This is a genomic window from Raoultella sp. T31, assembly GCF_002806725.1.
In the GTDB taxonomy this organism is placed as follows: Bacteria; Pseudomonadota; Gammaproteobacteria; order Enterobacterales; family Enterobacteriaceae; genus Klebsiella; species Klebsiella electrica.
The window spans coordinates 42,681-55,227 of record NZ_PIBO01000019.1 but is presented as its reverse complement, the minus strand read 5'-3'; the positions used below and the strand labels follow the sequence as shown (position 1 = coordinate 55,227).

Genomic DNA, 12,547 nt, shown 5'->3' with positions numbered 1-12,547 from the left:
CAGCAGTATACCGTTATTTCAAGACGGTTAAAAGAGGCATCCTGCCGGTAGCGGCAGGGCGCAAGGTCAACATCTATCGCTCCGGTTCTGATATTGAGTACGCCCGCAGGTGGGGATAATAACGCCCTGAATCTCGCGTTGCTAAATATTAAGCACCGATGGCGGATTTATTCTGAAGAAAGGAGTATGCAATGGGGTCATTAACGGGAAAGAAAGTATTTATTACCGGCGCTGAGCAAGGTATTGGTAAAGAGACTGCGAGAAAACTGATTGAGGCCGGATGTGATATCTATATTCACTATTTCAGTGGTGAAGACGGCCCCAGAGAATTAATCGCAATGGCCCAACAGCGGGGGAACAAGGCTGCCTGCGGCTATGCGGATTTGACCAGTGAGGCAGACGCGGCGCGCTGCGTTGCCGAGGCGGCGGCATTCTTAGGTGGGATCGATATTCTGGTGAATAACGTCGGGGGAATTATTGCCCGCAAATGGCTCGGTGGCATCGACCCGCAGTTCTGGCGTACCGTCATTGATGTCAATATGACGACCATGCTCAATGTGACCCAGTCGGCGCTGCCGTGGTTAAAAGAAACGGCTGACGGCGCGAGTATCGTGAATCTCGCCTCGCTAGCCGGACGCTCCGGCGGGCACTCCGGATCGCTGGTCTATTCGATGACCAAAGGCGCGGTGCTGACGTGGACCCGCTCCCTTGCCGCAGAGCTTGGCGAGTTTGGTATTCGGGTGAATGCCGTGGCACCGGGGTTGATTCTGGGGACGCGGTTTCATAACCAGCATACCACGCAAGCCTCGGCCGACCGGACTATTGAAGATATTCCGCTGGGAAGGGCCGGTACGCCTGAAGATGTTTCGCGCGCGATCTGTTTCCTCGCCTCCGAATACGATGGCTTTATCTCCGGGGCGACTCTCGATATTAACGGCGGAATTTATCGGGCATAAATCTCAGGGCGGGTTATATCCCGCCCACATGAAGAGAAGGTAGTGATGATCAAATCAGATATTATTCATCCGGATTTACTCCAGGCATTGGCCCAGTGTGGTCATAAAGCCAATATTCTTATCGCCGATGCTAATTATTCCCTTTTAACCAACTCGTCGCTGCGGGCGCGGATTATTTATCTGAATTTTTCCCCAGGTTTAATTAGTAGCGTAGTTATCCTGCAAAAAATGCTCGGCTACATCAATATCGAAAAAGCGGTGCTGATGTCCTGTCCGGATGATTTTGATAATACAATTGCGCGTGAATATCGTACTCTGCTTGCTGAGTCGACCGCACTGGAATATGTTGCCCGGGAGGCCTTTTACGCGCTGGCGAAATCGCCGGATACCCTGCTGGTTGTCGCCTCCGGCGAAACCCGCCGCTTTGCCAATATCCTGCTCACCGTCGGCCCGACGCTACTGTGATTGCGGGAGAAGAAGAGCGCGTGCTTCTCCCGTCACAGGCACAATAAATCGCGGAGCGAGCGTCAGACCTCGGGGGCAGCGCGTACCGACTGACGGCACACCAGGGAAGGCGTAAACAGAAACTCCTGTGGCGGGAGAGACGGGTTGTCCGTTCGCTCAATCAGGCGTTGTACCATGACCTCCGCCATGTCACTCAGCGGAGGCATCACGGAACTCAATCTGGGGTAAACCAGCCCGGATAGCGGGATGTTGTCGATGCCGATGATGGAAATTTCTCCCGGGACGCTAATCCCGGCTTCATGCAGACCGGCCATCAGCCCAATGCCGAGCGCGTCATTAATCGCCACAATACCGTCAGGACGGTGCGCCTGGCGGTAGATTTTTTGCGCCAGCGAGCGGCCCAGTTCGGTCATTTCCGCATCACCGTACGCCGCCTGGGTCTTCTCCTCGACAATCATGCCTTCACGAAATAGCCCATAACGCTGCACCGCACTGAGAAAGCCTTCGATTTTATGGGCGCGGCTGGGGATCATACCGGCGACGGTGGCGAAGGTCAGATATCGGCACCCGCGTTCAATCAGATGCTCTGTGGCTAAGCGCCCGGCTTCGACGTTATCCATGGATACGCTGTCGAGCGCCAGGCCGCCGCAACCGGCGCTGGCCGGCATACGACTGTCGTAGTTGACCATGATCATGCCCTGAGAGGCGGCGCGGACAAAATGCGGTTTTTCAATATCCCCGGCAGCGACAATAATGCCGCGCACGCCGTGGGCGAACATATCTTCCAGAAAGGCTTCTTCTTCTTCAATCTGGCGGTAGGTGTTACCGATTAGCACGCGATAAAAGCGTTTTTTTGCCGCCAGATCCACTTCACGGACCAGCGAGGCGAAGCTGGGGTTGACGATGGACGGAACCAGCAGGCCGATCATTTTCGCCTGGCCTGTTTTAAGCTGCTGGGCGACGCGATTGGGGAAGTAATTGAGCGTTTGCATGCTTTGCTGGATACGCGCCAGCGTCTCTTCGCGCATCTGGTCGGTACGGCCGTTGAGCACGTTGGATACAGTGCTGACGGACACGCCAGCATGCTTTGCGACATCGCGAATGTTTGCCATACCTCTCCTTTGCAGAACCGGGCGAGGGGCGGACGAAAGGGATGCTCCGCGCCTCTTCATACGGGGTCGATAACCCTCATCTTGCTGCACTTTCTTATAGGGATCATCAACAATAACGGTTTAGTGTAACGTTACAGTTGCCGCTGTCAATGCGCTTGCGTGCGGCAACTGATGTATGCCGCGCGACAGCTTTCCAGGGCCTGCGGGAAATCGCAAGCCCTCTGTTTTAACGCGGTGCAACACTCTGCCAGGTATTCTTCCCGCCGGGGTTGCCATCACGCCGTGGCAGTCAGCCCTTCCTCTTTAATCGCCAGCTTAACGGCATCTCGTGCCGCAACGCGTCGATACCACGCTGCTAAATGGTGTAAATCGTCGAGGTGGATATCGAGGTGCATATAAGAGGTTAACCATTCGGCCTGCGCCCAGCCGATTAAGGCAAAAAGATAACAATCAGCAATGGAATAGGCATCCGAAAGGAGAAAGTTTTGTTCGCCGAGCCGATGGTTAATTAATCTGAAACGATCCATCAGCTTCATTTTGGCTCGTTTTATATAGTGTTCTTCAGGAGCGCCATATATCACCGGGATAAACCCTTTGTGTATTTCCGTTGAGAGAAAGTTTAACCATTGCTGTAATTGATAGCGCAGGAGGGTGCCGTTTGGCGGGGCCAGTAAGGATTCTGGTTTTAGATCGGCAAGATACTGAATCACCGCCGGGCCTTCGGTTAACACCGTGCCGTCGGGGAACGACAGGGCAGGGACGGCACCCGCGGGCGAGAGGGTAAAAAAATCTTCGCCATGATTAAAGGTGTGATTGCGTAAGTCGACTTTGACCAGCTCAATATCGAGCCCGGTTTCTTTGATGACAATATGCGGTGATAAAGAGCAGGCTGCCGGGCTGTAATAGAGTTTCATCTCAACTCCCTCATGAATTGATTCATTTGTTTTGGGTAGAAATCAATGTATCGGAGCTGATATATATTTTAAAGAAGGCACTAAATTGTGGTATAGGTACATTTTTTATACCACCTGTGGGAGGACGTTAATGAAAGAGGCGGTAACCGGGTGCCCGGTCGAAGTGGCGATGAGTTTACTGGCGGGCCGCTGGCGCTTGCTGATCGCGTACTTCCTGCTGGAGGGGCCTAAACGCTTTAGCCAGCTACGTCGGGACATGCCCGGTATATCCCAGCGGATGCTTACCCTGGATCTCCGGGCGCTTGAAACTGCGGGGCTGGTGCGGCGAACCGCCTACCCGACGGTCCCTGTGACGGTGGAGTACGCGTTAACCGAGGATGGAAAACGTTTAACGCCCCTGGTCAATGAGATGGCCGTGTTTGGTCAGTGGCTTAAGTTCAGGGATAACGGACACAGCGGGTCCTGAGCGGGCAACTCGCCCGGCGGCAACGCAGAATAGCGCAGCGCATGGGTCATCAACACAAAGGCGGGCAGGTGCTGTTTTCGGCTGAGGTAAGAGAGCTTATAGCCAGGGAAAGTAGGGCACCATTCCTTGAGGGGCTGAATGAGTTCGCCGGAGTGAAACTGTTGCTCAATTTAACCTACAGTTATTCACCGCATTGAATACGCGACCGATTGCTGAACTTTTTTCACGTTCAGATTTCGTCACTTTCACCTTAACCGGATACAGATAACTCAGAGAGGTTTTAGCAACATTAATGTACAACATCATAATGAATATCAATCAGGTCGCCGACGCTGTGGCGACCGAGACTGTAATTAAAATTGTGTAATTGCCTGTTTTTGATATGTTCACTCCAGTAACGGAGACAGGCAAATTATGGACGAAAAGACACTCAAAGCACTGGTGGCTCAACTGGCTAAGGGCCTTAAAAACGAATCCGACCTCAATCAATTTTCTCGTATGCTGACGAAATTAACCGTCGAAACAGCGCTTAATGCGGAGCTGACTGACCACCTCGGGCATGAGAAAAATGCCCCCAAAACAGGTTCAGACACTCGCAATGGCTACTCGTCAAAAACGGTGTTATGCGATGACGGCGAGATCGAACTGAACACGCTGCGTGACCGTGAAAACACCTTCGAACCGCAGCTGATTAAGAAGCACCAGACGCGCATTACGCAGATGGACAGCCAGATTTTATCCCTCTACGCCAAAGGCATGACTACCCGCGAAATCGTCGCCACCTTCAAAGAGATGTACGACGCCGATGTGTCGCCCACGCTGATATCTAAAGTCACCGACGCCGTAAAAGAGCAGGTCACTGAGTGGCAAAACCGACAGCTGGATGCGCTGTATCCCATTGTTTATATGGACTGCATTGTCGTCAAAGTCCGTCAGAATGGCAGTGTGATAAACAAAGCTGTTTTTCTGGCGCTGGGGATCAATACCGAAGGCCAGAAAGAGTTACTGGGCATGTGGCTGGCCGAAAATGAAGGTGCAAAGTTCTGGCTGAGCGTGCTGACGGAGCTGAAAAACCGTGGCCTTCAGGACATCCTGATTGCCTGTGTGGACGGTCTGAAGGGCTTCCCTGATGCGATAAACAGCGCCTTCCCACAGACCCATATCCAGTTGTGCATTATCCATATGGTGCGTAACAACCTGAAATACGTAGCCTGGAAAGACTATAAAGCCGTCACCAGCGGCCTGAAGACTGTTTATCAGGCCCCGACCGAAGATGCGGCCCTGATGGCGCTGGATGCGTTCGCGAAAGTCTGGGACGATAAATATCCGCAAATCAGCAAAAGCTGGCGTGCACACTGGGAAAACCTCAATACGCTCTTCAGTTATCCGCCGGATATCCGCAAGGCCATCTACACGACAAACGCAATCGAATCGCTGAACAGCGTGATCCGGGCCGCGATTAAGAAACGCAAGGTGTTCCCGACAGATGACTCAGTACGAAAGGTTGTTTATCTGGCGATCAAGGATGCGTCGAAAAAATGGAGTATGCCGATCCAGAACTGGCGGTTAGCAATGAGCCGTTTTATTATCGAGTTCGGTGACCGCCTGAGCGATCACCTTTCATACATTGGCAGTTGCACAGAATTACTGACAGGCTCTGTTAGTCACGTAGTTGTGGGAGTTGCGAACTTCCGCTCCTCGCTCAAAGCTTCTCGTCAACTCGTCTGATTAGCCGCACCCGGATCATCGACCCCGATTTGACCCGAACTTCCTGATTCGCCCCCTTCCTTGCGGGTGGGGGCTATTCACAATACCAGGACTAAGCGGGGGTCATGAACCGTCTTCTGCAGGATCTGAGGCGGTCACACTTGCTTTCCTCATCGCCTGGCTGTACTGCCAGGTAGAAACCAGACATATTAGTAAAATCGGTATCATCATCAGACCCAGCAGCTTCCATCCCAGCAGGGCTAACATCACGCCCGCTCCGGATGTGGCTATCGCGGAGAAAATAAAGCGGCTGGTTTCGGCCAGGCCCTGCGCCTTTTTTCGTTCATTATCACGGTAGGACAGACTGAGCAGCGTCGAGCCGCCAACAAACATAAAGTTCCATCCGACCCCCACCAGAAGCAGACTTAAGCTGTATGCCAGCATCGTTTCCCCGGTCAGGTTTATCACGACAGCAGATATGTTGAGCGCAATCCCCGCATACAGCAGAACGGTGAGTCCCAGTTTTCGTATCAGAAGGCCGGTAAACAGTGAAGGGACATACATCCCCAGCAGATGCAGTTGAATGACCAGTGCACCATCATTCATCGAGTGGTGGTGCGTAACGGAGAGGGGGGCCGCCGTCATTAGAAAAAGCATAACGAAGGAGCCAATAACCAGGTGAAACCAGGCCGTACGATAATCCGGACGTTTCATTAATTCCCGACTGGTTGGCGATACTCCCGGGATTGTCCGGGTGTCGGGGGAGGGGATGTCTCTTTTTGAACGATCGAGGAACAGAGCCAAGTTAAGTGCAGACAGAATCCCCAGTCCTGCCACAACGAGATAAACACCGGCAAAGCGAGGAAGTCCGGGGATATCCCGTGCAACAATCGTCAGTAACGGCCCCAGGATAGCGGCCACAACGCCGCCAATCATGACCAGGGAGATTGACTGCCCTTTCACTTCAGGCGGGGAGTGATCGGCAGCAACCAGACGATAGTACTGGCTGAAAGCCTGATAAACACCCACAAGAAAGCAGCCGGTGCAAAAGAGTAAAAAACTGCCGTTCTGCACAGCGAGAAAAGACAAAAATCCGCCCGCGGTACCGCATAAAGAGCCCAGAATAAACGCGAGTTTTTCGTTTCCGCGACCAATCATGCCGGCCGCAAACAGACTCGAGAACGCGCCGGCGACTGTGATGAGTGCAAACGGAACCGTCGCCAGTTGATCAGACGGCGCCAGCTGATAGCCCACCAGGGTGGCAATAGTCAGATCGACAGACACGGCACAGGTAAAAAACAGATTACTGACCGCTAGTATCACGGGGATCCTGCCAGGTATATATCGCATGGTGTCCTCCTATAGGGATTAACTTAACGACAGTAAAGCGAAAGAATCATCGATTAAACGCTGCGTTAACTCTTCCAGGCTGATGCCGGGAGGGACAAAAAAAAGGGGGGACGGCTCACGTCCGGATGGACTGACTCCGGTATACCCGGCTGCGCGAACCTCTCTTTCTAGACGTATATCCAGCAGAAACCCGTTTTGTGTTGGTTCAAGAACAGCCACACCATGCCAGGGGACCCGGGAAGAAGAAGGTGATATCTGTACAGAATAATGCCCGTGTTTCTCATCTTTACGGTGTATTGACATACGCAGGGTGTCCGGGAAAAGGGATCGCACATCATCGAAGCCGGTTGTATTTTTACCTGCCGTATTGCTTTCATAAGCTGCAACGTATCTGGCAACCGCCTGCAGCACCTGATTCAGGATCACCCGTCTCAATAACTCATCATCTTCTTTCCGGGGGGTATAGATATTTTTCATGAACTGACAGTAAAACTCATCGTAATCAAGCGACTGCTCCCGGGCATATATTTCAAGGAGTGGGTAGGGAAGAGCAAAGAGAAGCGGTTCAAAAAGCTGCTGGAGACTGGGATTCAGCTCCCGTAACGTCGTAAGAAAAGCCGCCCTTCCTTCTGCTTCATACAACCCTTCATATTCACTGACACATGCCATCAAAGTACTAAGTTTGGCGGAGTATTCAAGATCATTAAAATACCGGGTTTTCCATGATAAGTTATTCTGGATATCTTCATAGCGGATAAGAGACAGTAAATGATTATCCATATTGACTGTATTCATAAATGCCAGAAGATCGGTGCGATAGTCCCGTATCATTTTTCGGTCAAGCATATCGAAGCACGGATAACGATATTCATCTTGGATAGCATAAATATGTACCGGCGTAATGTCCGCCTGTATCCAATGCCTGAACTGTACCGGAGTCATTTCAGCATCTGAAAGCAGGAGCAAAAATGAGAAGAGATGTTCCGGGCATTCATAATTCAGGCATGTATCATTCTGCAGTATCGAGCGGATAAACTTTCGCCGGCGAATATACTCTTTCCCGGAATAACGATGCTTTAAAGCCTCTTCAATACGAGCCATCGTCTCACCACGTCTACCGGATGAAGGTTCTCCGATTTGCCGTAACAGTGACCTGGCATCATTACCCTGCGCTTTGAGTGCATCGGATACGGAATGAGCCAGGTTAAACAGACTGAGCTGGACCTGTCGGCAGCTGTCAGCCAGAGCATAGAGTATACTCAGGGTGAAGTATTCCCCAAGGTCCGGCAATAAAGAGTCATGTTTGAGTGGTGACGGTGTCCGGAAAGGTAACAATAATATGGAGAACGTCACCCGACCAGATGAGTCAGTCTGAATATCTTCCACCCGTTGTGCGCGAGCCTTTGTGCTTAGAGTTCCTCTTCTGATTAGCCGGGATGTCATGACTTCTGTAATTATCTCGCGAAAATCACAGGGATTGTCCTGACCTGTCCGTGAAAGATTCCGGAGTGTATTATTTGAGATCCTGTCTGTCAGTTGTTTAATCAGAGCGCCATATTTGTTACTTATCCACCTTTCAATTATTTCACCTGGGACAATATAATTTTCTTTTGACGGGATATGTTCAGGGAGTGTTTGCAGTATGCCAAATGTTGAAGCCGTTTCATCAGTATGATATTCGTCATGATCGGGAGTGGAATGATTTAATACAGGTTCCATATTGATTACCTCTCCATTGTGTGAAAAAGAGATAAAGCAAGAATGGTGCCATTAAAAAAACGGATGAGGCCAGATTTTTCCGCAGTTCTTGCACCGACGGGGAGCAAATGTATCATGCCTTGGTGCAATAAATTTAATTGCATATGGTTATTATTGAATTTAAAACATATAAATTATCTTTGGATGTGTTTTCGAATTTAAAAAATAAAGGTTGTCAGGATAACGCGGGTCAGCTATCGAAAACTACGTGTTTGTGTATATGGACGAATGATATATCAACCTAACCATGGATCAGCAGGTGACCTCGGGACTGTATTTGGCTTTTCGGGCAAATGTTTTGACGAAAAAGGACTATTTCCTCTCTCCGAAAAGGTGGCAGTCTAGTCTGGCGGCGAAACTGGTTGCGTACAACTTTAAACTCAGGCGATGAGCGTCTGCGGGCCGCTTTTTTGTAGATTCTGCCACTCCGCAAGTTCGGCACCTACAGGATCGGTAATAATGAGATCTATCTCAGGTATCTGAGCGTAGATAACCCGACTGGTGACGCCGATTTTACTGTGATCCGCAAGAATAATACGTGTTTTAGCGCACCTCACCATCGCACTGGCGATGGCCGCCTCATGATGGGCAAAACTGCTGGCGCCGTCGCGGGCGGTTACCCCGACCGGCGACAACAGGGCTACGTCGGCGCGGTAATGGTGGATTTCGCTGATGGTCCGATCGCCACTGGTGGCCTGTAGCGACGGGCCCATATGGCCGCCGAGCAGGATAACCTCATGCTTAAGGGACATCTCTCCGCCACTGAGTTTGAGAGCCACGTTGAGGCTATTGGTGATAATGATCATGCCAGGCATCGACAGCAGTTCGTCCGCCAGCAGAGTGGTGGTGCTGCCGGCGTCGATAAACAACGTCTGCCCCGGTATCAGCTGCTGCACTGCTGCCCTTGCGATATCGCGCTTCTCTTTCGCGCGTACAGTATTGCGCACTGATAGCGGTGGCTCGGCTTCCTGAGCGATGGAGGCGATCCCGCCATGCACCCGCCGCAGCGCGCCCATCGCTTCGAGCTTCAGCACATCCCGGCGCACCGTCTCGCGGGAGACACCGAGATGCTGGACAACTTGCTCGGTGCTGACCCGGTTGAGGGTGGAGAGCAGCGCACAGATACGGTGAAGGCGGGTCTCTTCTAACATGAATAAAGGTTCTCTATCGGCGCTTGCCGGTTAACAGGTTTAGGAGCAGCGCCATTATAGCGACAATCCCCATGATGCACGTAGAAAAAGCCGCCGCCTGGGAGGTGAAGCCCGCTTCGTCGAGGCGCATCACCGTTACCGCGCCGAGCGGCAGCGAGGGCGTGACGAGGAAAATCACCGCCGAGAGCGTCACCATTGAGCGCATAAACAGGAACATCGCCACCGAGATAATCGTCACCCGCATCGCCGGCAGGTAGACGTCGCGCATTATACGTACCACCCCGCCGCCGAGTACGTTGGTGGCATCCTCCATCGAACCGGGCACGTGGCGCATGCCCATCATCATGGTGGTGAAGCCCTGGGTGTGGTAGTGGTAGTAGTTACACAGCGCCACCAGTAACGCGGTGCCATAGAGCATACCCCAGGGCAGATCGGCACTGTTAAAGGTAAAGACGTAGGCCAGCCCCAGTACCAGCCCGGGTACGCCCACCGGCAGCGCGCTGAGCAGTGTGGCGAAGTCTGCGGTTCGCCCTGGCTGGCGGCGAATGCCGAAGGTGAGCAGGAACAACAGCAACGTGCCGACAATGGCCGCCAGTGCCGAGATCCCAACAGAGGTCCACAGCGGCGTGTAGCCCCCCGCCAGGTCAATATTGTAGTGTTTGAGGGTCAGGTCCAGCCGGTAGGGCCAAAGCCGGATCAGACTGGCCATCACCACCGTGGCAATGGTGGCGACTATTGCCAGAGAAATCAGCATGTTCAGCAGCCAGAACAGAATGTCGCGCCCGCGCTGCGGCGTCGGAACGTAGGGCTGAGCCGAAGCAGTGCCGATCATTTTCTGCCGCCTGGCCGCCGCCCGCTCAATCCAGATTGCCGCCGCCGCCGGCAGCAGCAGCAGAATGCCGACTACCGCTCCCATACCAAATTTCATCTGCCCACTGACCTGGCTGTAAATCTCAGTCGCCAGCACCGGGAAGTCGCCACCGATCACCACAGCGTTGCCGAAATCGGTAATGGTAATCGTGAACACCACGAACCCGGCACTGAGCAAACCAAAGCGCACGCCCGGTAGGGTGATATCGAGAAACTGTCGCCAGCCGCTGGCCCCCAGCACACCGGCCGCCTCATACTGACGGGCGTCGCTGTGGCGCAGAGCAGCCTGAATTATCAGCACAGCCTGCGGCAGGGCATATAGCACGTCGGCAATCAGCAGGCCGTGAAAGCCGTAAATATCCAGCCTCACTCCCAGAATATTACCGACGATACCGTTGCGTCCGAGCAGAAAAATAAGCCCCAGCCCCAGTACCAGAGAAGGTGCCAGCACTGGCAGCGCGGTAGCGAACGTGATAAAGCGCTTCGCAGGCATCACGGTAAACTGCAGGCCGTAAGCGACGATAAAACCCAGTAGCAGGGTAATAATCGTGGTTGCGATGCCCAGCAGCAGGCTGTTGCCGAGTGCCCGCCAGACGCCGGGAGCGTCAAACAGCGTCACGTAGTTATTAAGGCCGACGGCGCCGCTGCGGTCGTCCACCAGGCTGTGCCAGAGGATGCTGAGCATTGGTCCGCCGAAAAAGGCCAGCAGCGCCAGCAGCGGTAGCCAAAGGCAGAGGCGGGAGAGCCAGCGGTCAGCCGCTGATTGCGGAGGAAGAAGTGATCTGCTCATGCCTGCACCCATGCGCAGTCCTGCGCGTCAAAAGAGAGAGTAACCCGGTCCCCAGCCGCCAGCCCCACGGCGCTGCTGGTTTCGACCAGCAGCGGCTGAGATCGCCACAGCACCTGCACTCGCTGAATGCTACCGAGGAAGCTGGTGCTCACCACCATCCCTTCCGCATCCGGAGCCTGGCGAATGCCAATGCGCTCCGGGCGGATAAATAGCTCGGCATCCTCCGGCTGGCCGCCTGCGAGCAAGTCCGGCATCCAGTGTTGCACCACCGCCTGCGGCAGCAGGTTGCTGTGCCCCATAAATTCGGCCACAAATCGTGTGTGCGGCGTGGTGTATAGCTCGCGCGGGCTTCCTTCCTGCATAATGCGACCTCCCTGCATGCAGACGATTTTATCCGCCATGCTCATCGCCTCCTCCTGATCGTGAGTTACCATCAAGGTCGGTATGCCGAGGTGCTGCTGTACCTCGCGCAGCTCCTGCCGGAGTCCGGCCCGCACCCGTGCGTCCAGCGCAGAGAGCGGTTCGTCGAGCAACAGCAGGGAGGGGCTGACCGCCAGCGCACGGGCGATCGCCACCCGCTGCTGCTGTCCCCCCGAAAGTTGGGCCGGGTAGCGATGACCGAAGCCAGCAAGCTTCACCGTTTCCAGCAGATCGCTGACCCGAGCCTCGATTTCAGCAGTCGGTGTGTTGCGTATTTTCAGGCCATAACCGATGTTTTGGGCAATGGTCATATGCGGAAACAGCGAATAGGATTGAAAGACTATGCCAAATCCGCGATCACGGGCCGGAACGTTGACCAGATCCCTGCCGTCGAGGCTGATTTTACCGCCGTCAGCTCCCAGCAGACCGGCGATAATGCGTAGCAACGTTGTCTTGCCACAGCCGCTGGGGCCGAGCAGACAGACAAACTCCGCCTTATCGACTGACAGGTTGATGCGATCCAGCGCAACGTAGCCGTCAAAAGTTTTGTAGAGATTTTCGATTACCAGAGCCATAGCGTCCTTCTCC

Annotated in this window: 10 protein-coding genes and 2 pseudogenes; 4 read left to right on the top strand and 8 right to left on the bottom strand. The window is 53.5% G+C overall.

Going from position 1 to position 12,547, the window contains the following annotated elements; genetic code table 11:
- Positions 1-191: 191 nt before the first annotated feature.
- Positions 192-956, top strand: a complete 765-nt coding sequence (locus tag CWM52_RS14490; protein ID WP_100684741.1) for an SDR family NAD(P)-dependent oxidoreductase — start codon at positions 192-194, stop codon at positions 954-956.
- A 45-nt stretch (positions 957-1,001) separates the two neighbouring features.
- Positions 1,002-1,421, top strand: a complete 420-nt coding sequence (locus tag CWM52_RS14485; protein ID WP_100684740.1) for an RbsD/FucU family protein — start codon at positions 1,002-1,004, stop codon at positions 1,419-1,421.
- A gap of 62 nt (positions 1,422-1,483) precedes the next feature.
- On the opposite strand, the gene CWM52_RS14480 is transcribed toward CWM52_RS14485, so the two are convergent.
- Positions 1,484-2,593: a LacI family DNA-binding transcriptional regulator gene (locus CWM52_RS14480; RefSeq protein WP_117433782.1), complete on the bottom strand. Its 1,110-nt coding sequence runs from the start codon at positions 2,591-2,593 to the stop codon at positions 1,484-1,486.
- Between the two features lie 215 nt (positions 2,594-2,808).
- Positions 2,809-3,447 carry a glutathione transferase GstA gene (gene gstA, locus CWM52_RS14475; protein ID WP_100684738.1) on the bottom strand — a complete coding sequence of 213 codons (639 nt, stop codon included), beginning with the start codon at positions 3,445-3,447 and terminating at the stop codon, positions 2,809-2,811.
- A 130-nt stretch (positions 3,448-3,577) separates the two neighbouring features.
- Between gstA and CWM52_RS14470 the strand changes: the two genes are divergently transcribed.
- Positions 3,578-3,913, top strand: coding sequence for a winged helix-turn-helix transcriptional regulator (locus tag CWM52_RS14470; RefSeq protein WP_100684737.1), 336 nt, complete (start codon positions 3,578-3,580; stop codon positions 3,911-3,913).
- A 26-nt stretch (positions 3,914-3,939) separates the two neighbouring features.
- On the opposite strand, the pseudogene CWM52_RS26845 reads toward CWM52_RS14470, so the two are convergent.
- Positions 3,940-4,068 (bottom strand): annotated as a pseudogene (locus CWM52_RS26845) (transcriptional regulator); the annotation flags it as partial.
- Between the two features lie 259 nt (positions 4,069-4,327).
- Here CWM52_RS26845 and CWM52_RS14460 point away from each other — a divergent pair.
- Positions 4,328-5,533 (top strand): annotated as a pseudogene (locus CWM52_RS14460) (IS256 family transposase); the annotation flags it as partial.
- 210 nt (positions 5,534-5,743) lie between these two features.
- Here CWM52_RS14460 and CWM52_RS14455 read toward each other — a convergent pair.
- The 5 genes from CWM52_RS14455 to CWM52_RS14435 form a co-directional block, all read right to left on the bottom strand.
- Complete coding sequence (locus CWM52_RS14455; protein WP_100684736.1) at positions 5,744-6,970, bottom strand: MFS transporter; 1,227 nt, start codon at positions 6,968-6,970, stop codon at positions 5,744-5,746.
- 18 nt (positions 6,971-6,988) lie between these two features.
- Positions 6,989-8,689, bottom strand: a complete 1,701-nt coding sequence (locus tag CWM52_RS14450; RefSeq protein WP_100684735.1) for an L-tyrosine/L-tryptophan isonitrile synthase family protein — start codon at positions 8,687-8,689, stop codon at positions 6,989-6,991.
- Positions 8,690-9,108: 419 nt separating this feature from the next.
- Entirely contained in the window at positions 9,109-9,879 is a 771-nt protein-coding gene (locus CWM52_RS14445) for a DeoR/GlpR family DNA-binding transcription regulator (protein WP_100684734.1), read from the bottom strand.
- Positions 9,880-9,892: 13 nt separating this feature from the next.
- Positions 9,893-11,539 (bottom strand): ABC transporter permease subunit, encoded by a 1,647-nt coding sequence (locus tag CWM52_RS14440; RefSeq protein ID WP_100684763.1) that lies wholly within the window; start codon positions 11,537-11,539, stop codon positions 9,893-9,895.
- Positions 11,536-12,534, bottom strand: coding sequence for an ABC transporter ATP-binding protein (locus tag CWM52_RS14435; RefSeq protein ID WP_040225637.1), 999 nt, complete (start codon positions 12,532-12,534; stop codon positions 11,536-11,538). The genes CWM52_RS14440 and CWM52_RS14435 overlap by 4 nt, the downstream gene beginning before the upstream one ends.
- Between the last annotated feature and the right edge of the window lie 13 nt (positions 12,535-12,547).